We start from the raw sequence: 22,560 nt of genomic DNA, 5'->3' as shown, positions 1-22,560 counted from the left end.
TTTCAAATCCTTCTTTCATTATAACATAGATAGACGGGACTATCCAACAGAGGGGAAAAAATTTCAAATAAGCTACTAGGTCTTTTCCAAAGAAAGTGGTACAATAATGAGATGAGTAAATGAAATGGGAGGGAAAATGAGGTTATTACCTATAAGAAAAATATCACGTCAGTCTAAGAGGCTAGCGCTTTTTTTGACTTTTTGTGCAGGATATGTGGACGCCTATACTTTTATTGTACGAGGGAACACTCTTGTAGCTGGACAAACTGGGAATGTTGTCTTTCTTTCAGTAGAATTAATCCAGAATAATGTTTCAGATGTTAGGGACAAGGTTCTCACCTTGTTAGCTTTTATGATGGGTGTCTTTTTATTAACTGTTTATAAGGAAAAATTGAGAATTGTGAAAAAACCGATTCTGTCACTGATTCCTTTGGCAATCTTATCAATCATTATTGGTTTTGTACCACAGACTGTAGATAATATCTATCTAGTACCGCCCTTGGCCTTTTGTATGGGACTGGTGACAACTGCTTTTGGAGAAGTGTCGGGTATTGCCTATAATAACGCTTTTATGACAGGGAATATCAAACGGACCATGCTGGCTTTTGGAGATTATTTTAGGACCAAGCACACACCTTTTTTGCGTGAAGGATTTATATTTGTTAGCCTGCTTAGTAGTTTTGTCCTTGGCGTTGTCTTTTCAGCCTATTTGACGATTTTCTATCATGAAAAGACTATTCTTGGTGTTCCTATTATGATGAGTATTTTTTACCTCAGTATGCTTTTTGCCTCGTGGCGGAAAAAAGTAAAAGAAAAAGCTTCATTTTAGGTGTTATTACTTGTAAGAAAATAGGAGATATGCTATACTTGAAGAGTTGACTATGCACATTCCTGTGCAACCGCACGAACATCGTTGCTCGTCGTATAACCAATTTAAACTTCGTCATTGTCGCCTTGCCTAACATAAGTTATGCCTTCGGCTCAATTCCTAGTTTATTCTTTGTTATACTTAGAGCTCTTCTTTTAAGTGGTTCGTCCCACGATGCTAGGCGAGTCTTCACAAAAAAATCGGGGAAACCCATAAAAATCATAGGAGGTGCATAATGAGCACATACGCAATTATCAAAACTGGCGGAAAACAAGTTAAAGTTGAAGTTGGTCAAGCAGTTTACGTTGAAAAATTGAACGTTGAAGCTGGTCAAGAAGTTACTTTTAACGAAGTTGTTCTTGTTGGTGGTGAAAACACTGTTGTCGGAACTCCACTTGTTGCTGGAGCTACTGTAGTTGGAACTGTTGAAAAACAAGGAAAACAAAAGAAAGTTGTTACTTACAAGTACAAACCTAAAAAAGGTAGCCACCGTAAACAAGGTCACCGTCAACCATATACTAAAGTTGTCATCAACGCAATCAACGCTTAATTTTAAGGAGAACACATGATACAGGCAGTCTTTGAGAGAGCCGAAGATGGCGAGCTGAGGAGTGCGGAAATTACTGGACACGCCGAGAGTGGCGAATACGGCTTAGATGTCGTGTGTGCATCGGTTTCTACGCTTGCCATTAACTTTATCAATTCTATTGAAAAATTTGCAGGCTATGAACCAATCCTAGAATTAAACGAAGATGAAGGTGGTTATCTGATGGTTGAAATTCCAAAAGATCTTCCTTCACACCAGAGAGAAATGACCCAGTTATTCTTTGAATCATTTTTCTTAGGTATGGCAAACTTATCGGAGAACTCTTCTGAGTTCGTCCAAACCAGAGTTATCACAGAAAACTAACACGGAGGAAAACATTATGTTAAAAATGACTCTTAGCAACTTGCAACTTTTCGCCCACAAAAAAGGTGGAGGTTCTACATCAAACGGACGTGATTCACAAGCAAAACGTCTTGGAGCTAAAGCAGCTGACGGACAAACTGTAACAGGTGGATCAATCCTTTACCGTCAACGTGGTACACACATCTACCCAGGTGTAAACGTTGGACGTGGTGGAGACGATACTTTGTTCGCTAAAGTTGAAGGCGTAGTACGCTTTGAACGTAAAGGACGCGATAAAAAACAAGTTTCTGTTTACCCAATCGCTAAATAAAAAGGTCCAGTGAACCTTTTTATCCCGAGCCTTGAAATGTAAAGGCGAGGAAGCTAGCAGTAGCATTAAATAAGGCTTTCCGAGTTTTCGGAGAGCCTATTTTTTTATTTTGATACCCACGCTGATACCCATATTTTAAAAACCAATGTAAGAAGCGAACTTGTCGGCTACTTTGTCTTTTAGATACAATCATAAAATAGTGGAATGTTCAACTTTTACAGTAGTGAATGTTATAAGGGAATAAGATATTGTAAAAATTGTTAAGGTTTGATACTATAATTGTATTCAGGTAAGAAAGCAGGGATATGGAAAGGATGTGAACCTGTATGAAAAAAATTATCACAATTATAGTCTGTTCAATCTCTTTTCTTGTTCTATCAGCTTGTGTCAGTAAGAAAAAATTGATTCTTCCTGAACCTGAAACGATTTCTGTAATTTCTCTGCAGAAAAAAATCTCAGAAGATGTTAAAACTATCAACAAGAGAGAAGAAATTTCAAAATTGATTAAGGAGATACAGAAACAGTCAAAATCTACCTCTTTGGAGAGTGTAAATGATCAACCGACAAATGTTAAAGATTACATCATTATCAAGTTTTATCATCAGAATGAAGAAAAGGATAGTGTAGTCTATCTATATACTAAGAAGAAAAGACAGTATATTGAGCAACCTTATGCTGGTATCTGGGAAGTAAATCCAGATATAGCCAATAGGATTGAAGAGATTTTTTCTAGTTGATTTATAGCATTCAAGAAATTTTTAGAGAGTTTTCTTGTATTATGTTTTAAACGGTAAATCAAAAAGATTTGCTGTTTTTATTTGCTTGAAATCAGATAAGGACTGAAAAAGACATTATTCTAACTCTTGTATTGGGTTGTTAGAGTCTCATTTGAGACTTGAAAAGTTCCTGACTTTTTTCCTTTTTGGAAAACTTCTAAAATATGGTATAATGAAAAGATAAAGAAGTTGGGGGTAGAAGATGAACATTCAACAATTACGCTATGTTGTTGCCATTGCCAATAGTGGTACTTTCCGTGAAGCTGCTGAAAAGATGTATGTTAGTCAACCGAGTCTGTCCATTTCTGTTCGTGATTTGGAAAAAGAATTGGGATTTAAGATTTTCCGTCGGACTAGCTCAGGGACTTTCTTGACTCGTCGTGGTATGGAATTCTATGAAAAAGCGCAAGAATTGGTTAAAGGATTTGATATTTTTCAAAATCAGTATGCCAATCCTGAAGAAGAAAAGGATGAATTTTCCATCGCTAGTCAGCACTATGACTTTTTGCCACCAACCATTACGGCCTTTTCAGAGCGCTATCCTGATTATAAGAACTTCCGTATTTTTGAATCAACTACTGTTCAAATTTTAGACGAAGTAGCGCAGGGGCATAGTGAGATTGGGATTATCTACCTCAACAATCAAAATAAAAAGGGGATTATGCAACGGGTTGAAAAGCTAGGCCTAGAGGTCATTGAATTGATTCCCTTCCATACCCACATTTATCTCCGCGAGGGGCATCCTTTGGCTCAGAAAGAGGAATTGGTCATGGAGGATTTAGCGGATCTACCGACAGTTCGTTTTACCCAAGAGAAAGACGAGTACCTTTATTATTCGGAGAATTTTGTCGATACCAGTGCGAGCTCACAGATGTTTAATGTGACAGACCGTGCTACCTTGAATGGTATTTTGGAGCGGACGGACGCCTATGCGACAGGGTCTGGATTTTTAGATAGTGACAGTGTCAATGGCATCACAGTTATTCGTCTCAAGGATAATTTAGATAACCGCATGGTTTATGTCAAACGTGAGGAAGTGGAGCTTAGTCAAGCTGGGACTCTCTTCGTAGAAGTCATGCAAGAATATTTTGATCAAAAGAGGAAATCATGAAAAAAAGAGGAATAGTGGCAGTCATTGTACTGCTTTTGATTGGGCTGGATCAGTTGGTAAAATCCTATATCGTCCAGCAGATTCCACTGGGTGAAGTGCGTTCTTGGATTCCCAATTTCGTTAGCTTGACCTACCTGCAAAATCGAGGGGCAGCCTTTTCTATCTTACAAGATCAGCAGTTGTTATTTGCTGTCATTACTCTGGTTGTCGTGGTAGGTGCCATCTGGTATCTACATAAACACATGGAGGACTCACTCTGGATGGTCTTGGGTTTGACTTTGATTATTGCAGGTGGTCTTGGAAACTTTATTGATAGGGTGAGTCAGGGATTTGTTGTGGATATGTTTCACTTAGACTTTATTAATTTTGCAATTTTCAATGTAGCGGATAGCTATCTGACGGTTGGAGTGATTATTTTATTGATTGCAATGCTAAAAGAGGAAATAAATGGAAATTAAAATTGAAACTGGTGGTCTGCGTCTAGATAAGGCTTTGTCGGATTTGACAGAATTATCACGCAGTCTCGCGAATGAACAAATCAAATCAGGCCAGGTCTTGGTCAATGGTCAAGTCAAGAAAGCTAAATACACAGTTCAAGAGGGCGATGTCGTCACTTACCATGTGCCAGAACCAGAGGTTTTAGAGTATGTAGCTGAGAATCTTCCGCTAGAAATCATCTACCAAGATGAGGATGTCGCCGTCGTTAACAAACCTCAGGGGATGGTGGTGCATCCGAGTGCTGGTCATACCAGTGGAACTCTGGTAAATGCCCTTATGTATCATATTAAGGACTTGTCGGGTATCAATGGTGTTCTGCGTCCAGGAATTGTTCACCGTATTGATAAGGATACATCAGGTCTTCTCATGATTGCTAAAAATGATGAGGCCCACTTGGCACTTGCTCAAGAACTCAAGGATAAAAAGTCTCTCCGCAAATATTGGGCGATTGTTCATGGAAATTTGCCTAATGATCGTGGTGTGATTGAAGCGCCGATTGGTCGAAGTGAAAAAGACCGTAAGAAACAGGCTGTGACTGCTAAAGGGAAGCCTGCAGTGACTCGTTTCCACGTCTTGGAACGCTTTGGCGATTATAGCTTAGTGGAGTTACAACTGGAGACAGGGCGTACCCATCAAATCCGTGTTCACATGGCTTATATTGGTCATCCAGTCGCTGGTGATGAAGTCTATGGTCCACGTAAGACCCTGAAAGGGCTTGGGCAATTTCTTCATGCCAAGACTTTAGGTTTTACTCATCCGAGAACAGGTGAGACCTTGGAATTTACAGCAGATATCCCAGAGATATTTAAGGAAACATTAGAGAGACTGAGGAAGTAAGAATGAAAAAGAAATTAACTAGTTTAGCACTTGTGGGCGCTTTTTTAGGCTTGTCATGGTATGGAAATGTTCAAGCTCAAGAAAGTTCAGGAAATAAAATTCACTTTATAAATGTTCATGAAGGTGGCAGTGATGCGATTATTCTTGAAAGCAATGGACATTTTGCCATGGTGGATACAGGAGAGGATTATGATTTCCCAGACGGCAGTGATTCTCGTTATCCATGGAGACAGGGTATCAATACCACTTATAAGCATGTTCTAACAGATCGTGTCTTTCGTCGTTTGAAGGAATTGGGTGTCCCAAAGCTTGATTTTATTTTGGTAACACATACCCACAGTGACCATATTGGAAATGTTGATGAATTACTGTCTACCTATCCAGTTGACCGAGTCTATCTTAAGAAATATAGTGATAATCGTATTACTAAGCCTGAACGTCTTTGGGATAATCTGTATGGCTATGATAAGGTTTTACAGACTGCCGCAGAAAAAGGTGTTTCAGTGATTCAAAACATCACACAAGGAGATGCTCATTTTCAGTTTGGGGACATGGATATTCAGCTCTATAATTATGAAAATGAATATGATGAGAATGGAAATCTTAAACCTGTTTGGGATGACAATTCCAATTCCTTGATTAGTGTGGTAAAAGTCAATGGCAAGAAAATTTACCTTGGGGGAGACTTAGATAATGTTCATGGAGCAGAAGACAAGTACGGTTCTCTTATTGGAAAAGTTGATTTGATGAAGTTTAATCATCATTTAGATACAAAAAATTCTAATACAAAAAATTTTATAAGAAATTTGTCTCCTGAGATAATTGTTCAAACTTCTTCCTCACCAATTGGTTCGTATGATAGCGGTGAAGAAATAAATAGGGAATATATTAGCTGGCTTGAATCAATGGGAATTCAACATATAAACGCAGCCAGCAAAGACTATGATGCGACAGTTTTTGATATTCGACAAGACGGTTTAGTAAACATTTCAACATCCTACAAGCCGATTCCAAGTTTTCAAGCTGGTTGGCATAAGAGTGCTTATGGAAATTGGTGGTATCAAGCACCTGATTCTACAGGAGAGTATGCTGTTGGTTGGAATGAAATTAAGAGTGACTGGTATTACTTTAACCAAACGGGTATCTTGTTACAGGATCAATGGAAAAAATGGAACAATCGTTGGTTCTATTTGACAGACTCTGGTGTTGCTGCTAAAAATTGGAAGAAAATTGATGGAATCTGGTATTATTTCAACAAAGAAAACCAGATGGAAATTGGTTGGATTCAAGATAAAGAACAGTGGTATTATTTGGATGTTGATGGCTCTATGAAGACAGGTTGGCTTCAATATAAGGGGCAATGGTATTACTTTGCTCAATCAGGGGAAATGAAAACGGGCTGGGTAAAAGATAAAGAAACCTGGTACTATATGGACTCTGCTGGTATCATGAAGACAGGTGAGATAGAAATTGCTGGTCATCATTACTATCTAGAAGAATCAGGAGCTATGAAGCAAGGCTGGCTTAAAAAGGCAAATGATTGGTATTTCTACAAGACAGACGGTTCGCGAGCTGTTGGTTGGATTAAAGACAAGGATAAATGGTACTTCTTGAAAGAAAATGGTCAATTACTTGTGAATGGTAAGACACCAGAAGGATATACTGTTGATTCAAGTGGTGTCTGGTTAGTGGATGTTCCGGTAGAGAAATCTGCTACAATTAAAACTACAAGTCATTCAGAAATAAAAGAATCCAATGAAGTAGTGAAAAAAGATCTTGAAAATAAAGAAACGAGTCAACACGAAAGTATTACAAGTTCTTCGACTAGTCAGGATTTGACTTCTTCAACTTCACAAAGCTCTGAAACGATTGTAAACAGATCTGAATTAGAACAGTAGTAAAAAAGAAGGTTTTAGGGCCTTCTTTTTCCTATCAACTCTTTTCTATTTTCTGCTATTCATGTTATAATGGATAAATACGAAGAATCGGAGTGAGACTATGAAATACAAACGGATTGTCTTTAAGGTAGGAACTTCTTCTCTGACGAATGAGGATGGAAGTTTATCACGTAGTAAGGTAAAGGCTATTACCCAGCAGTTAGCTATGTTGCACGAGTCTGGCCATGAATTGATTTTGGTATCGTCAGGTGCCATTGCGGCTGGTTTTGGAGCCTTAGGATTTAAAAAGCGTCCGACTAAGATTGCTGATAAACAGGCTTCAGCAGCGGTAGGACAAGGGCTTTTGTTGGAAGAATACACGACCAACCTCCTCTTGCGCCAAATCGTTTCTGCACAAATCTTGCTGACCCAGGACGACTTTGTGGATAAGCGTCGTTATAAGAATGCCCATCAGGCTTTGTCGGTTCTACTTAGCCGTGGGGCGATTCCTATCATCAATGAGAATGACAGTGTCGTTATTGATGAGCTCAAGGTTGGGGACAATGATACTCTAAGTGCTCAGGTAGCAGCCATGGTCCAAGCAGACCTTTTGGTCCTCTTGACAGATGTGGACGGTCTTTATACTGGAAATCCTAATTCAGACCCAAGAGCCAAACGCTTGGAGAAAATTGAGACCATCAATCGTGAGATTATTGATATGGCTGGTGGAGCTGGATCTTCAAACGGAACTGGGGGTATGTTGACTAAGATTAAAGCTGCCACTATTGCGACGGAATCAGGAGTTCCTGTTTATATCTGCTCATCCTTGAAGTCAGATGCCATGATTGAGGCAGCGGAGAAGACCAAGGATGGTTCCTACTTTGTTGCTCAAGAAAAGGGACTTCGTACCCAGAAACAATGGCTGGCTTTTTATGCTCAGAGCCAAGGTTCTATTTGGGTTGATAAAGGGGCTGCTGAAGCTCTCTCTCAACATGGGAAGAGTCTTCTCTTATCTGGTATTGTTGAAGCAGAAGGAGCCTTTTCTTACGGTGATATCGTGACAGTATTTGACAAGGAAAGTGGAAAATCACTTGGAAAAGGACGCGTGCAATTTGGAGCATCTGCTTTGGAGGATATGTTGCGTTCTCAAAAAGCCAAGGGTGTCTTGATTCACCGTGACGACTGGATTTCCATTACTCCTGAAATCCAACTACTCTTTACAGAATTTTAGAGGTAAACTATGGTAAGTACACAAGAACAATTTGAACAGGTACAGGCTGTTAAAAAATCAATCAACACAGCTGGTGAAGAGGTGAAAAACCAAGCCTTGTTAGCCATGGCTGATCATTTATTAGCAGCTACTGAGGAAATTTTAGCAGCCAATGCCCTCGATATGGAAGCGGCCAAAGGTAAAATCTCAGATGTGATGCTGGATCGTCTTTATTTGGATGCAGGTCGTATAGAAGCGATGGCAACTGGGATTCGTGAAGTGGTTGCTTTACCAGATCCAATCGGTGAAGTTTTAGAAACCAATCATCTTGAAAATGGTTTGGTTATCACCAAAAAACGTGTGGCTATGGGAGTAATCGGTATTATCTATGAAAGCCGTCCAAATGTGACGTCTGACGCGGCTGCTTTGGCTCTCAAGAGTGGAAATGCGGTTGTTCTTCGTAGTGGTAAGGATGCCTATCAAACAGCCCATGCTATTGTCACAGCCTTGAAGAAGGGCTTGGAGACGACTACCATTCATCCAGATGTGATTCAACTGGTGGAAGATACCAGCCGAGAAAGCAGCTATGCCATGATGAAGGCCAAGGGATATCTAGACCTTCTTATTCCTCGTGGGGGAGCTGGTTTGATCAATGCAGTGGTTGAGAATGCTATCGTACCTGTTATCGAGACAGGGACAGGGATTGTCCATGTTTATGTCGATAAGGATGCAGACGAAGATAAGGCTCTGTCTATCATCAACAATGCTAAAACTAGTCGTCCTTCTGTCTGCAATGCCATGGAAGTTTTACTTGTTCATGAAGACAAGGCAGCAAGCTTCCTTCCTCGCTTGGAGCAAGTGTTGGTTGCAGATCGAAAAGAAGCTGGACTTGAACCGATTCAATTCCGTTTGGATGAGAAGGCTAGTCAGTTTGTATCTGGCCAAGCAGCTGGGGCTCAAGACTTTGACACTGAGTTTTTAGACTATGTCCTAGCTGTTAAAGTTGTGAGTAGTTTAGAAGAAGCGGTTGCGCATATTGAAGCACACAGTACTCATCATTCGGATGCCATTGTGACTGAAAATGCTGAGGCTGCAGCTTACTTTACAGATCAAGTGGACTCTGCAGCAGTCTATGTCAATGCTTCAACTCGTTTTACAGATGGAGGTCAATTTGGACTTGGATGCGAAATGGGGATTTCAACTCAGAAACTGCATGCGCGTGGTCCAATGGGCTTAAAAGAATTAACCAGTTACAAGTATGTAGTTGCTGGTGATGGACAGATAAGGGAGTAAAAAATGAAGATTGGATTTATCGGTTTGGGGAATATGGGCGCTAGTTTGGCCAAGGCTGTTTGGCAAGCTAATACGACAGATAAGTTTCTTCTTTCTAATCTAAGTCAAGATAGAGTGGATGATTTTATTGCTAGCTACGGAGGTCAAGTTTCTAGTAATGAGGAAATCTTTGCGGAAGCAGATGTGATTTTTTTAGGAGTGAAACCAGCTCAAGTATCTACTTTACTTGCGGAATCTCAAGATATTCTTGAAAAACGGGAGAGTCTGCTCTTAATTTCCATGGCAGCGGGTATAACGTTGGAAAAACTAGCTAGTCTTGTTCCAAGTCAGCACCGTTTAATTCGCATGATGCCCAACACTCCAGTTTCTATCGGTCAAGGAGTCATTAGTTATGCCTTGTCAGCTAACTGCCAAGTAGATGATAAGGAAGTCTTTTGTCAACTTTTACAACATGCTGGTTTATTGTTTGAAATCAGTGAAGGGTTAATCGATGCAGCGACAGGTCTTGCAGGTTGTGGACCAGCTTTTGTCTATCTCTTTATCGAGGCTTTGGCAGATGCGGGTGTTCAGACAGGATTGCCACGAGAAACGGCATTGAAAATGGCAGCTCAAACAGTTATTGGAGCAGGTCAATTGGTTCTAGATACTCAAGAACATCCAGGAGTATTAAAAGACAAGGTTTGTAGTCCAGGGGGGTCTACTATTGCTGGTGTAGCTAGTTTAGAAGCACATGCCTTTAGAGGAACCGTTATGGAGGCAGTCAAAAAAGCCTACAAACGAACTAAAAAATTAGGCAAATAAGAGGTGGAGAAATCTACCTCTTTTATGCTTCTTTGAAATCAGTGTCTAAAAAGATTTTCACAATATCTATTTTTTTGATAAAATAGAAGATAGTAAAAAAGAAATGAGTTTGTCATGTCAAAAGGATTTTTAGTCTCGCTTGAGGGGCCTGAAGGTGCAGGAAAGACCAGTGTTTTAGAAGCCTTACTGCCGATATTAGAAGAAAAAGGAGTTGAGGTGCTGACGACCCGTGAACCTGGCGGAGTCTTGATAGGAGAGAAGATTCGGGAAGTGATTCTGGATCCAAGTCATACTCAGATGGATGCGAAGACAGAGCTTTTGCTCTATATAGCCAGTCGCAGACAGCACTTGGTGGAAAAAGTTCTTCCAGCACTTGAAGCTGGTAAGTTGGTCATTATGGATCGTTTTATTGATAGTTCTGTTGCCTATCAGGGATTTGGTCGTGGCTTGGATATTGACGCCATTAACTGGCTCAATCAGTTTGCGACAGATGGCCTTAAACCCGATTTGACACTCTATTTTGACATCGAGGTGGAAGAAGGACTGGCTCGTATTGCTGCTAATAGTGACCGCGAGGTCAATCGTTTGGACTTGGAAGGGTTGGACTTGCATAAAAAAGTCCGTCAAGGTTACCTTTCTCTTTTGGATAAAGAAGGGAATCGCATTGTCAAGATTGATGCGAGTCTTCTATTGGAGGAGGTTGTGGAAACTACCAAGGCTGTCTTGTTTGACAGAATGGGCTTGGCCAAATGAAACAAGATCAACTAAAGGCCTGGCAGCCAGATCAGTTTGACCGCTTTGTCCGTATCCTAGAACAAGACCAGCTCAATCATGCCTACCTCTTTTCAGGTTTCTTTGGAAGCCTGGAAATGGCGCAATTTTTAGCTAAGAGCCTCTTTTGTACGGATAAAGTAGGCGTGTTGCCATGTGAAAACTGCCGAAATTGTAAGCTGATTGAACAGGGAGAATTTCCCGATGTCACCTTGATTAAACCAGTTAATCAGGTCATCAAGACAGAACGCATTCGAGAATTGGTGGGTCAGTTTTCGCAAGCAGGGATTGAAAGCCAACAACAGGTTTTTATTATCGAGCAAGCGGATAAAATGCATCCCAACGCAGCTAATTCTCTGCTCAAGGTTATCGAAGAACCCCAGAGTGAGGTTTATATTTTCTTCTTGACTAGTGATGAGGAAAAGATGTTACCGACCATCAGAAGTCGGACCCAGATTTTCCATTTTAAAAAGCAAGAAGAAAAACTCATATTATTCTTAGAACAAATGGGGCTGGTTAAGAAAAAAGCAACTCTTTTAGCTCAGTTTAGTCAATCGCGAGCTGAAGCAGAAAAGTTGGCCAATCAGGCAAGTTTTTGGACCTTAGTCGATGAAAGTGAACGCCTGCTGACCTGGTTATTAGCTAAGAAAAAAGAAAGTTATCTGCAGGTTGCTAAATTAGCCAACTTGGCAGACGACAAGGAAAAACAAGATCAGGTTTTACGGATTCTCGAAGTCCTCTGTGGGCAAGATATCTTGCAAACAAGAGTACGGGTGATTCTACAAGATTTGCTAGAAGCTAGAAAAATGTGGCAGGCTAATGTTAGTTTTCAAAATGCCATGGAATATCTGGTCTTGAAAGAAATGTAAATTCAAAAATGAACGATAAAGAAAGGAAAGAGCTGGTTTATGGACAAAAAAGAATTATTTGACGCGCTGGATGATTTTTCCCAACAGTTATTGGTGACCTTGGCCGACGTGGAAGCCATCAAGAAAAATCTCAAGAGCCTGGTAGAGGAAAATACAGCTCTTCGCTTGGAAAATAGTAAGTTGCGCGAACGCTTGGGTGAGGTGGAGGCAGATGCTCCTGTCAAGGCCAAGCATGTTCGTGAAAGTGTCCGTCGCATTTACCGTGATGGATTTCACGTATGTAATGATTTTTATGGACAACGTCGAGAACAGGACGAAGAATGTATGTTCTGTGATGAGTTGTTATACAGGGAGTAAGCATGCAGATTCAAAAAAGTTTTAAGGGGCAGTCTCCTTATGGCAAGCTGTATCTAGTGGCAACGCCGATTGGCAATCTAGATGATATGACCTTTCGTGCTATCCAAACCCTGAAAGAAGTGGACTGGATTGCTGCTGAGGACACGCGCAATACTGGCCTTTTGCTCAAGCATTTTGACATTCAGACAAAGCAGATCAGTTTTCATGAGCACAATGCCAAGGAAAAAATTCCTGATTTGATTGATTTTTTGAAATCAGGACAAAGTATTGCTCAGGTATCGGATGCGGGTCTGCCTAGTATCTCGGACCCTGGTCATGATTTGGTCAAGGCAGCTATTGAGGAAGAAATTGCGGTTGTCACAGTTCCAGGAGCCTCTGCAGGGATTTCGGCCTTGATTGCCAGTGGTTTAGCACCACAGCCACATATCTTTTATGGTTTTTTACCAAGAAAATCAGGCCAGCAAAAGCAATTTTTCGACTCGAAAAAAGACTATCCAGAAACCCAGATTTTCTATGAATCGCCTCATCGTGTGGCGGATACATTGGAAAATATGCTAGAAGTCTACGGTGACCGCTCGGTAGTCTTAGTCAGGGAATTGACCAAAATTTATGAAGAATACCAACGAGGAAAGATCTCTGAATTGCTAGAAAGCATCGTTGAAAATCCACTCAAGGGTGAATGCCTTCTCATTGTTGAAGGCGCCAGCCAAGATGTGGAGGAAAAAGACGAGGAGGACTTGTTTTCAGAAATCCAAGCCCGCATCCAGCAAGGCATGAAGAAAAACCAAGCTATTAAGGAAGTCGCTAAGATTTACCAATGGAATAAAAGCCAGCTTTACGCTGCCTACCACGATTGGGACGAAAATCAAGAAAATGACTAAACAGGGAAGTTTGCCTTCTTCCCTTTTTTTGTTATACTAGTAGAAGAAAAAAATAGAAAGATTTGTGGGAGTGAAAAAGTCCAGTGGACTTTTTCAGCCTGAGCCAAGAAACTCGAGAGCGAGGGAAGTCCAGTGGACTTTTTCAGCCTGAGCCAAGAAACTCGAGAGCGAAGTAAGTCCTGTGGACTTTTTCAGCCTGAGCCAAGAAATTCGAAAGCGAGTAAGTTCGGTTGGCTTTTTCAATGTGAAGCTTGTCTTTACACTCCCAAAGAGGTATTAGTGTCGTGTCTCAATCTTATATCAATGTTATCGGTGCTGGTTTAGCAGGTTCTGAAGCAGCCTACCAAATCGCAGAGCGTGGTATTCCAGTTAAACTTTATGAAATGCGTGGTGTCAAGTCAACACCTCAGCACAAAACAGACAATTTTGCTGAATTGGTTTGTTCCAATTCCTTGCGTGGGGATGCTTTGACAAATGCTGTTGGGCTTCTCAAGGAAGAAATGCGTCGCTTGGGTTCTGTTATCTTGGAATCTGCTGAGGCTACACGTGTTCCCGCAGGCGGAGCTCTTGCAGTGGACCGTGACGGTTTCTCCCAAATGGTGACCGAGAAATTGGCCAACCACCCCTTGATTGAAGTGGTGCGTGATGAAATTACAGAATTGCCGACAGATGTTATTACAGTTGTGGCGACTGGTCCTTTGACAAGCGATGCCCTAGCTGAAAAGATTCATGCCCTTAATGATGGCGATGGTTTCTATTTTTACGATGCGGCAGCGCCTATTATCGATGTCAACACTATCGATATGAGCAAGGTCTACCTCAAATCACGTTATGATAAGGGAGAAGCAGCCTATCTCAACGCGCCTATGACCAAGCAAGAGTTTATGGATTTCCATGAAGCCTTGGTCAATGCAGAAGAAGCACCGCTTAATTCTTTTGAGAAAGAAAAGTACTTTGAAGGTTGTATGCCAATCGAAGTCATGGCTAAACGAGGCATTAAAACTATGCTTTATGGTCCTATGAAACCAGTGGGGCTTGAATACCCAGACGACTACACAGGACCTCGTGATGGAGAATTCAAAACCCCTTATGCGGTGGTTCAGCTGCGTCAGGACAATGCTGCTGGTAGTCTTTACAATATCGTCGGTTTCCAGACCCACCTCAAATGGGGAGAACAAAAGCGTGTCTTCCAAATGATTCCAGGTCTTGAAAATGCAGAGTTTGTCCGTTATGGAGTTATGCACCGCAATTCTTACATGGATTCACCAAATCTTCTTGAACAGACTTACCGTTCTAAGAAACAACCAAATCTCTTCTTTGCTGGTCAGATGACGGGTGTGGAAGGCTATGTTGAGTCCGCAGCGTCAGGCTTGGTTGCGGGAATTAACGCGGCTCGTCTCTTTAAGGGAGAAAGCGAGGCTATTTTCCCAGAAACGACAGCGATTGGCAGTTTGGCTCATTACATCACCCATGCGGACAGCAAACATTTCCAACCAATGAATGTCAATTTTGGGATTATCAAGGAGTTGGAAGGTGAGCGTATTCGTGATAAGAAGGCTCGTTATGAAAAAATTGCAGAGCGTGCTCTTACTGACTTAGAGAAATTTTTGACTGTCTAATTTTTTTGAAAGAATTGTTCATGACACTATAAAAATCTTAAAAATTGTGATAAAATAGGTAGGATAAAAGAAGGAGAGTGAAAATGGCGAATCCCAAGTATAAACGTATTTTAATCAAGTTATCAGGTGAAGCCCTTGCCGGTGAACGTGGCGTAGGGATTGATATCCAAACAGTTCAAACAATCGCAAAAGAGATTCAAGAAGTTCATAGCTTAGGTATCGAAATTGCCCTTGTTATCGGTGGAGGAAATCTCTGGCGTGGAGAACCTGCTGCTGAAGCAGGAATGGACCGCGTTCAGGCAGATTATACAGGAATGCTTGGGACCGTTATGAATGCTCTTGTGATGGCAGATTCATTGCAACAAGTTGGGGTTGATACGCGTGTGCAAACTGCCATTGCTATGCAACAAGTGGCAGAGCCTTATGTTCGTGGACGTGCCCTTCGTCATCTCGAAAAAGGCCGTATCGTTATCTTTGGTGCCGGAATTGGTTCACCTTACTTCTCAACAGATACAACAGCGGCTCTTCGTGCAGCTGAAATCGAAGCGGATGCTATCCTTATGGCTAAAAATGGTGTCGACGGTGTTTATAATGCTGATCCTAAGAAGGACAAGACAGCTGTTAAATTTGAAGAATTGACCCACCGTGATGTTATTAACAAAGGTCTTCGTATCATGGACTCAACTGCTTCAACCCTCTCAATGGATAATGACATTGACTTGGTTGTCTTCAATATGAACCAACCAGGCAACATTAAACGTGTCGTATTTGGTGAAAATATCGGAACAACAGTTTCAAATAATATCGAAGAAAAGGAATAAGAAAGATTATGGCTAACGCAATTATTGAAAAAGCTAAAGAGAGAATGACCCAGTCTCACCAATCACTTGCTCGTGAATTTGGTGGTATCCGTGCCGGTCGTGCCAATGCAAGCTTGCTTGACCGTGTACATGTAGAATACTATGGAGTAGAAACTCCCCTTAACCAAATCGCTTCAATTACCATTCCAGAAGCGCGTGTTTTGTTGGTAACACCATTTGACAAATCTTCATTGAAAGATATCGAACGTGCCTTGAACGCTTCTGATCTTGGTATCACACCAGCTAACGACGGTTCTGTAATCCGTTTGGTTATCCCAGCTCTTACAGAAGAAACTCGTCGTGACCTTGCTAAAGAAGTGAAGAAGGTCGGCGAAAATGCTAAAGTGGCTGTCCGCAATATCCGTCGTGATGCTATGGACGAAGCCAAGAAACAAGAAAAAGCAAAAGAAATCACTGAAGACGAATTGAAGACTCTTGAAAAAGATATTCAAAAAGTAACAGACGATGCTGTCAAACACATCGACGACATGACTGCCAACAAAGAGAAAGAACTTTTGGAAGTCTAAGAAATAAACAGAAAAACTCAGTTGGCATTGCTGGCTGAGTTTTATTCGAAAGAAGGAAATATGAATACAAATCTTGCAAGTTTTATCGTTGGACTGATCATCGATGAAAATGACCGTTTTTACTTTGTGCAAAAGGATGGTCAAACCTATGCTCTTGCTAAGGAAGAAGGTCAACATACAGTAGGGGATACGGTTAAAGGTTTTGCCTACACGGATATGAAGCAAAAGCTCCGCTTGACCACTCTAGAAGTGACTGCTACTCAGGATCAATTTGGTTGGGGTCGTGTCACAGAAGTACGCAAGGACTTGGGTGTCTTTGTGGATACAGGCCTTCCTGACAAGGAAATCGTTGTGTCACTTGATATTCTCCCTGAGCTCAAGGAACTTTGGCCTAAGAAGGGTGACCAACTCTACATCCGTCTTGAAGTGGACAAGAAAGACCGTATCTGGGGACTCTTGGCTTATCAAGAAGACTTCCAACGTCTGGCTCGTCCTGCCTACAACAACATGCAGAACCAAAACTGGCCAGCCATTGTATACCGTCTCAAGCTTTCAGGAACTTTTGTTTACCTGCCAGAAAATAACATGCTTGGCTTTATCCATCCTAGCGAGCGTTACGCAGAGCCACGTTTGGGGCAAGTATTAGATGCGCGTGTCATTGGTTTCCGTGAAGTGGACCGTACCTTGAACCTCTCCCTCAAACCACGTTCTTTTGAAATGTTGGAAAATGATGCCCAGATGATTTTGACCTACTTGGAAAGCAATGGCGGTTTCATGACCTTAAATGATAAGTCATCTCCAGACGACATCAAGGCAACCTTTGGTATTTCTAAAGGTCAGTTCAAGAAAGCACTCGGTGGTTTGATGAAGGCTGGTAAAATCAAGCAGGACCAGTTTGGGACAGAGTTGATCTAGGGAGACATATGAGAAAATCATTTTACACTTGGCTCATGACTGAGCGCAATCCTAAAAGTAATAGTCCTAAAGCTATCTTGGCCGACCTAGCTTTTGAAGAGTCTTCCTTCCCAAAACACACCGATGATTTTGATGAGGTGAGTCGCTTTTTGGAAGAACATGCCAGTTTCTCTTTTAACCTAGGAGACTTTGACGCTATCTGGCAAGAATACTTAGAACACTAGCATGATTCACTGGGTTTGGGCTAGTAATTTCTCCATCCCTTTGCTATAATAAAAAGAAATAAAAGGATTAGAGAGGTTCTTTATTTGAAGGAACATTCAATTGACATTCAACTGAATCATCCAGATGACCTGTTTCATCTTTTTGGTTCCAATGAACGCCATCTTCGTTTGATGGAAGAAGAGCTTGATGTGGTGATTCATGCTCGTACGGAGATTGTCCAGGTTTTGGGAGAAGAGTCTGCTTGCGAGGAAGCTCGTCAGGTTATTCAAGCTCTCATGGTCTTGGTGAATCGTGGGATGACCGTTGGCACGCCAGATGTAGTGACGGCTATTAGTATGGTCAAAAACGATGAAATCGACAAGTTTGTCGCCCTTTACGAAGAAGAAATCATCAAGGACAATACAGGGAAGCCTATCCGTGTCAAAACACTGGGTCAAAAACTTTATGTGGATAGTGTCAAACAGCATGATGTGACCTTTGGAATCGGACCTGCAGGGACAGGGAAGACTTTCCTTGCAGTGACCTTGGCTGTGACAGCTCTTAAACGTGGTCAGGTTAAGCGGATTATCTTGACACGTCCAGCGGTGGAAGCTGGAGAGAGTCTAGGTTTTCTTCCGGGTGATCTTAAAGAGAAGGTAGATCCTTACCTTCGACCTGTTTACGATGCCTTGTATCAGATTCTGGGGAAAGACCAGACGACTCGTCTCATGGAGCGTGAAATTATCGAGATTGCACCTCTTGCCTACATGCGTGGACGAACCTTGGATGATGCCTTTGTCATTCTCGATGAGGCGCAAAATACGACCATCATGCAGATGAAGATGTTTTTGACTCGTTTAGGCTTTAATTCTAAGATGATTGTCAATGGAGATATCAGCCAGATTGACCTGCCACGTAATGTCAAGTCTGGTTTGATTGATGCCCAAGAGAAACTCAAGAACATTCACCAGATTGACTTTGTTCATTTTTCAGCTAAGGATGTGGTTCGCCATCCAGTTGTCGCTCAGATTATCCGAGCTTATGAACCAGTACCAGTTAAAAATGAAGAGAATGAAGAATTAGATCCTCAACCTCTATCTGAAGGATAGTTCTTTTGTACTTAAAGTTATCTCAATACAATGTTTCATTCAATATCCTTATCTTAGTTAGAAACTTTTCAAGTGGAGGAAACGTATGGAATCAATTTTTGTAAAGCTTGCCCAGTATCCGTCTATAGAAACTGAGCGTTTATTGCTTAGACCTGTAACCTTGGATGATGCGGAAGAAATGTTTGCCTATGCCTCGGACAGAGAAAATACGCGCTACACTTTTCCAACCAATCAAAGCTTGGAAGAAACCAAGAATAACATTGCCCAGTTCTACTTGGCTAATCCCTTGGGACGTTGGGGAATAGAACTAAAAAGCAATGGTCAGTTTATTGGAACCATTGACTTGCACAAGATTGATTCTGTTCTTAAGAAGGCAGCTATTGGCTACATTATCAATAAAAAGTATTGGAATCAAGGATTGACGACAGAAGCCAATCGTGCCGTAATTAAGCTAGTTTTTGAGAAGATAGGAATGAATAAGTTAGTTGCTTTACACGATAAGGCTAATCCCGCGTCAGGAAAGGTCATGGAGAAATCAGGAATGCGTTTTTCCCACGAAGAAGCTTATGCTTGTATGGACCAGCATGAAGCAGGCCGAATTGTTACAAGAGTTCATTATGTCTTGACCAAGGAAGACTATTTTGCAAATAAATAAGCAGTTGAGAAGAAATTTTCAACTGTTTTTTCTTTCTCTTACGAATAATCTAAGAGAGGAGAAAATATGGAAGTAATTATTGAAAAAATCAAAGAGTATAAAATCATTGTCATCTGTACTGGTCTGGGCTTGCTTGTCGGAGGATTTTTCCTGCTAAAGCCAGCTTCACCAACACCTGTAAAAGAAACGAATTTACAGGCAGAAGTTGCAGCTGTTTCCAAGGATTCATCGACCGAAAAGGAAGTGAAGGAAGAACTGGTTGAACAAGATATGATCACAGTAGATGTCAAAGGTGCTGTCAAAGCACCAGGAATTTATGACTTGCCTGTAGGTAGTCGAGTCAATGATGCTGTTCAGAAGGCTGGTGGCTTGACAGAACAAGCAGATAGCAAGTCGCTCAATCTAGCTCAGAAAGTTAATGACGAGGCTCTGGTTTACGTTCCTACTAAGGGCGAAGAAGCAGCTAGTCAACAGGCAGGTTCTGGAGCGCCTTCTTCAACAAGCAAGGACAAGAAGGTCAATCTCAACAAGGCCAGTCTGGAAGAACTTAAGCAGGTCAAAGGATTGGGAGGAAAACGAGCCCAGGATATTATCGATCATCGTGAGACGAATGGCAAATTCAAGTCGGTTGATGAACTTAAGAAGGTCTCTGGCATTGGTGCTAAAACGATAGAAAAGCTAAAAGACTATGTTACAGTGGATTAAAAACATCCCCCTTCCCCTAATTTACCTGAGTTTTCTATTGCTTTGGCTTTACTACGCTATTTTCTCAGCATCCTATCTTGCTTTGTTGGGCTTCGTTTTTCTGCTGGTCTGTCTCTTTATCCAATTTCCGTGGAAATCTGCTGGTAAAGTTCTAGTGATTTGTGGAATCTTTGGATTTTGGTTTCTGTTTCAAACTTGGCAACAGAGTCAAGTTAGTCAAAATCTAGCAGATTCTGTTGAAAGGGTACGGATTTTGCCTGACACTATTAAGGTCAATGGTGATAGCCTATCCTTTCGTGGCAAGGTTGACAGCAGTACCTTCCAAGTTTACTATAAACTCCAGTCTGAGGAGGAGAAAGAGCGCTTTCAAGCCTTAACAGACCTTCATGAGATAGAGTTAGAAGGGAAGCTTTCGGAGCCAGAAGGGCAGAGAAATTTTGGTGGCTTTGACTATCAAGCCTATCTGAAAACTCAGGGAATTTACCAGACTCTCAATGTCAAAAAAATCCAGTCACTTCAAAAGGTTGGCAGTTGGGATATAGGAGAAAACCTGTCTAGTTTACGTCGAAAGGCTGTAGTTTGGATTAAGACACACTTTCCAGACCCTATGCGCAATTACATGACAGGTCTTTTATTGGGACATCTGGACACCGACTTTGAGGAGATGAATGAGCTTTATTCCAGTCTAGGAATTATCCATCTTTTTGCCTTGTCGGGTATGCAGGTAGGCTTTTTCATGGATGGATTTAAGAAACTTCTCTTGCGATTGGGTTTGACTCAAGAAAAGTTGAAGTGGCTGACTTATCCTTTTTCCCTTATCTATGCGGGACTAACTGGATTTTCAGCATCGGTCATTCGCAGTCTTTTCCAAAAATTATTGGCTCAACATGGTGTTAAGGGCTTAGATAATTTTGCCCTGACTGTGCTTGTCCTCTTTATTGTCATGCCCAACTTTTTCTTGACAGCAGGAGGAGTTTTGTCATGTGCTTATGCTTTTATCTTGACTATGACCAGCAAAGAAGGAGAGGGCCTCAAGGCTGTGGTCAGAGAAAGTCTAGTCATTTCCTTGGGAATATTGCCCATTCTGTCCTTCTATTTTGCGGAATTTCAGCCTTGGTCCATCCTTTTGACCTTTGTCTTTTCTTTTCTATTTGACTTGGTCTTCTTACCGCTCTTGTCTATCTTATTTGTCCTTTCCTTTCTCTATCCAGTCATTCAGCTTAATTTTATTTTTGAATGGTTGGAGGGAATGATTCGCTTGGTATCACAGCTGGCAAGTAGGCCTCTGGTCTTTGGACAACCCAATGCATGGCTTTTAATCTTATTATTAATTTCTTTGGCTTTGGTCTATGATTTGAGGAGAAACATTAAAAGTCTAGCAGTATTGAGCTTATTGATTGCAAGTCTCTTTTGCTTGACCAAGCATCCACTGGAAAATGAAATTACCATGCTAGATGTGGGGCAAGGCGAAAGCATTTTCCTAAGGGATGTAACTGGGAAAACCATTCTCATAGATGTTGGTGGCAAGGCAGAATCTGATAAGAAAATCGAAAAATGGCAAGAAAAGACGATGATCAGCAATGCCCAGAGAACCTTGATTCCCTATCTTAAAAGTCGAGGAGTGGCCAAGATTGACCAGCTGATTTTGACAAATACGGACAAGGAACATGTTGGAGATTTGTTGGAGGTGACCAAGGCTTTCCATGTAGGGGAGATTTTAGTGTCAAAAGGCAGTCTGAAACAGAAGGAATTTGTGGCAGAACTACAAGCAACTCAAACCAAGGTGCGCAGTGTGTCAGTAGGAGAGAACTTGCCAATTTTTGGAAGTCAGTTAGAAGTCTTATCTCCAAGGAAAATAGGAGATGGAGGTCATGATGATTCCCTGGTTCTGTATGGAAAACTTTTGGATAAGTACTTTCTCTTCACAGGAAATTTGGAGGAGAAAGGAGAGAAGGACTTGTTGAAGCACTATCCAGACCTGAAAGTAGATGTTTTGAAAGCTGGCCAACATGGTTCTAAAAACTCATCAAGTTCAGCCTTTCTAGAACAGCTTAAACCAGAGATTACACTCATTTCAGTTGGAAAGAACAATCGAACGAAACTACCTCATCAGGAAACTTTGACACGACTGGAAGGTATCAATAGTAAAGTTTACCGAACTGACCAGCAAGGAGCTATACGCTTTAAAGGGTGGAAAAATTGGAAAATCGAAAGTGTTCGATAGGAAGGACAAATATTATATATTAGTAAAATAAACCAAAAATATGTTGCATAATAATGATAAAAACGATATAATGAAAGCGTGTTCAATATTAAAGATATAAATGCAATAAAACCATTAAAAATTAGCAAAAACCGTTTAATTAGTTAGTTTATGATTATTGGTCTTTTTCAGTCCAGTATATCTACTGTGATCGTTCTTAAAACTTATCGGTATGATTGGAATACCTACTATAAGTCTAGTATGAACTGCTAGAGATATAACTATATTAATCCCCTGTTATGCTATCGTTATGACAGCTATTCTGAATATAAAGTTGATAGTGGTTTGAATTACAATCGTTATGAGGTAATAAACTACTCCAGCGGAGGCTATT

The 22,560-nt window shown here is 41.1% G+C and carries 25 protein-coding genes, 1 pseudogene and 1 other annotated feature; of the genes and pseudogenes, 25 read left to right on the top strand and 1 reads right to left on the bottom strand.

The window, feature by feature from the left end; translation table 11 throughout:
- Positions 1–124 precede the first annotated feature (124 nt).
- From CJ239_RS01000 to CJ239_RS00980, 5 genes are all read left to right on the top strand, one after another.
- A complete protein-coding gene (locus CJ239_RS01000) occupies positions 125–829 on the top strand; it encodes a YoaK family protein (protein ID WP_102210227.1) in 705 nt (234 codons plus the stop codon).
- Positions 830–887: 58 nt separating this feature from the next.
- Positions 888–1,067: a sequence feature (ribosomal protein L21 leader region), on the top strand.
- Between the two features lie 36 nt (positions 1,068–1,103).
- Positions 1,104–1,418: a 50S ribosomal protein L21 gene (rplU, locus tag CJ239_RS00995; protein WP_000109141.1), complete on the top strand. Its 315-nt coding sequence runs from the start codon at positions 1,104–1,106 to the stop codon at positions 1,416–1,418.
- Between the two features lie 15 nt (positions 1,419–1,433).
- Positions 1,434–1,778, top strand: a complete 345-nt coding sequence (locus CJ239_RS00990) for a ribosomal-processing cysteine protease Prp (RefSeq protein ID WP_000613699.1) — start codon at positions 1,434–1,436, stop codon at positions 1,776–1,778.
- A 16-nt stretch (positions 1,779–1,794) separates the two neighbouring features.
- Positions 1,795–2,088, top strand: coding sequence for a 50S ribosomal protein L27 (gene rpmA / locus CJ239_RS00985; RefSeq protein ID WP_006149998.1), 294 nt, complete (start codon positions 1,795–1,797; stop codon positions 2,086–2,088).
- A gap of 326 nt (positions 2,089–2,414) precedes the next feature.
- Entirely contained in the window at positions 2,415–2,825 is a 411-nt protein-coding gene (locus CJ239_RS00980) for a DUF5301 domain-containing protein (RefSeq protein WP_102210226.1), read from the top strand.
- A gap of 174 nt (positions 2,826–2,999) precedes the next feature.
- Here CJ239_RS00980 and CJ239_RS11925 read toward each other — a convergent pair.
- Positions 3,000–3,074 (bottom strand): annotated as a pseudogene (locus CJ239_RS11925) (AraC family transcriptional regulator); the annotation flags it as partial.
- On the opposite strand from CJ239_RS11925, the gene CJ239_RS00975 reads away from it, so the two are divergent.
- From CJ239_RS00975 to CJ239_RS00880, 20 genes are all read left to right on the top strand, one after another.
- Positions 3,067–3,975, top strand: coding sequence for a LysR family transcriptional regulator (locus tag CJ239_RS00975; protein ID WP_001025693.1), 909 nt, complete (start codon positions 3,067–3,069; stop codon positions 3,973–3,975). The pseudogene CJ239_RS11925 and the gene CJ239_RS00975 sit on opposite strands and share 8 nt — an antisense overlap.
- Positions 3,972–4,433: a signal peptidase II gene (gene lspA / locus CJ239_RS00970; protein ID WP_033681917.1), complete on the top strand. Its 462-nt coding sequence runs from the start codon at positions 3,972–3,974 to the stop codon at positions 4,431–4,433. Before CJ239_RS00975 ends, lspA begins: the two co-directional genes overlap by 4 nt.
- On the top strand, positions 4,423–5,310 hold the full coding sequence (locus CJ239_RS00965; RefSeq protein WP_102210225.1) for an RluA family pseudouridine synthase: 888 nt from the start codon (positions 4,423–4,425) through the stop codon (positions 5,308–5,310). The genes lspA and CJ239_RS00965 overlap by 11 nt, the downstream gene beginning before the upstream one ends.
- Before the next feature lie 2 nt (positions 5,311–5,312).
- Positions 5,313–7,208 carry an MBL fold metallo-hydrolase gene (locus CJ239_RS00960; protein ID WP_102210224.1) on the top strand — a complete coding sequence of 632 codons (1,896 nt, stop codon included), beginning with the start codon at positions 5,313–5,315 and terminating at the stop codon, positions 7,206–7,208.
- Positions 7,209–7,308: 100 nt separating this feature from the next.
- Positions 7,309–8,418 (top strand): glutamate 5-kinase, encoded by a 1,110-nt coding sequence (gene proB, locus CJ239_RS00955; protein ID WP_102210223.1) that lies wholly within the window; start codon positions 7,309–7,311, stop codon positions 8,416–8,418.
- Positions 8,419–8,427: 9 nt separating this feature from the next.
- Positions 8,428–9,690: a glutamate-5-semialdehyde dehydrogenase gene (locus CJ239_RS00950; protein ID WP_102210222.1), complete on the top strand. Its 1,263-nt coding sequence runs from the start codon at positions 8,428–8,430 to the stop codon at positions 9,688–9,690.
- Between the two features lie 3 nt (positions 9,691–9,693).
- Entirely contained in the window at positions 9,694–10,491 is a 798-nt protein-coding gene (gene proC / locus CJ239_RS00945; protein WP_102210221.1) for a pyrroline-5-carboxylate reductase, read from the top strand.
- A 114-nt stretch (positions 10,492–10,605) separates the two neighbouring features.
- Positions 10,606–11,244, top strand: a complete 639-nt coding sequence (gene tmk, locus CJ239_RS00940; RefSeq protein ID WP_102210220.1) for a dTMP kinase — start codon at positions 10,606–10,608, stop codon at positions 11,242–11,244.
- Positions 11,241–12,131 (top strand): DNA polymerase III subunit delta', encoded by an 891-nt coding sequence (locus tag CJ239_RS00935; RefSeq protein ID WP_102210219.1) that lies wholly within the window; start codon positions 11,241–11,243, stop codon positions 12,129–12,131. The genes tmk and CJ239_RS00935 overlap by 4 nt, the downstream gene beginning before the upstream one ends.
- 39 nt (positions 12,132–12,170) lie before the next feature.
- On the top strand, positions 12,171–12,488 hold the full coding sequence (gene yabA / locus CJ239_RS00930; RefSeq protein ID WP_000358228.1) for a DNA replication initiation control protein YabA: 318 nt from the start codon (positions 12,171–12,173) through the stop codon (positions 12,486–12,488).
- A 2-nt stretch (positions 12,489–12,490) separates the two neighbouring features.
- Positions 12,491–13,369 carry a 16S rRNA (cytidine(1402)-2'-O)-methyltransferase gene (rsmI, locus tag CJ239_RS00925; RefSeq protein ID WP_102210218.1) on the top strand — a complete coding sequence of 293 codons (879 nt, stop codon included), beginning with the start codon at positions 12,491–12,493 and terminating at the stop codon, positions 13,367–13,369.
- Between the two features lie 284 nt (positions 13,370–13,653).
- Complete coding sequence (gene trmFO, locus CJ239_RS00920; RefSeq protein WP_102210217.1) at positions 13,654–14,988, top strand: methylenetetrahydrofolate--tRNA-(uracil(54)-C(5))-methyltransferase (FADH(2)-oxidizing) TrmFO; 1,335 nt, start codon at positions 13,654–13,656, stop codon at positions 14,986–14,988.
- A gap of 83 nt (positions 14,989–15,071) precedes the next feature.
- Complete coding sequence (pyrH, locus tag CJ239_RS00915) at positions 15,072–15,809, top strand: UMP kinase (protein ID WP_000002996.1); 738 nt, start codon at positions 15,072–15,074, stop codon at positions 15,807–15,809.
- Positions 15,810–15,817: 8 nt separating this feature from the next.
- On the top strand, positions 15,818–16,375 hold the full coding sequence (frr, locus tag CJ239_RS00910) for a ribosome recycling factor (RefSeq protein ID WP_001262225.1): 558 nt from the start codon (positions 15,818–15,820) through the stop codon (positions 16,373–16,375).
- A 60-nt stretch (positions 16,376–16,435) separates the two neighbouring features.
- Complete coding sequence (cvfB, locus tag CJ239_RS00905; protein WP_001095445.1) at positions 16,436–17,290, top strand: RNA-binding virulence regulatory protein CvfB; 855 nt, start codon at positions 16,436–16,438, stop codon at positions 17,288–17,290.
- Between the two features lie 8 nt (positions 17,291–17,298).
- Entirely contained in the window at positions 17,299–17,514 is a 216-nt protein-coding gene (locus CJ239_RS00900) for a YozE family protein (protein ID WP_001232089.1), read from the top strand.
- An 84-nt stretch (positions 17,515–17,598) separates the two neighbouring features.
- Entirely contained in the window at positions 17,599–18,603 is a 1,005-nt protein-coding gene (locus CJ239_RS00895; RefSeq protein WP_102210216.1) for a PhoH family protein, read from the top strand.
- Positions 18,604–18,688: 85 nt separating this feature from the next.
- Positions 18,689–19,258 carry a GNAT family N-acetyltransferase gene (locus tag CJ239_RS00890; protein WP_102210215.1) on the top strand — a complete coding sequence of 190 codons (570 nt, stop codon included), beginning with the start codon at positions 18,689–18,691 and terminating at the stop codon, positions 19,256–19,258.
- Positions 19,259–19,324: 66 nt separating this feature from the next.
- Positions 19,325–19,963, top strand: coding sequence for a helix-hairpin-helix domain-containing protein (locus tag CJ239_RS00885; RefSeq protein WP_102210214.1), 639 nt, complete (start codon positions 19,325–19,327; stop codon positions 19,961–19,963).
- Positions 19,947–22,187, top strand: a complete 2,241-nt coding sequence (locus CJ239_RS00880; RefSeq protein WP_102210213.1) for a DNA internalization-related competence protein ComEC/Rec2 — start codon at positions 19,947–19,949, stop codon at positions 22,185–22,187. Before CJ239_RS00885 ends, CJ239_RS00880 begins: the two co-directional genes overlap by 17 nt.
- Positions 22,188–22,560: the final 373 nt, after the last annotated feature.

Source organism: Streptococcus sp. UMB0029, assembly GCF_002871495.1.
GTDB lineage: Bacteria > Bacillota > Bacilli > Lactobacillales > Streptococcaceae > Streptococcus.
The sequence above is the reverse complement of the archived record's forward strand: the minus strand, read 5'-3'. Positions and strand labels throughout refer to the sequence as shown.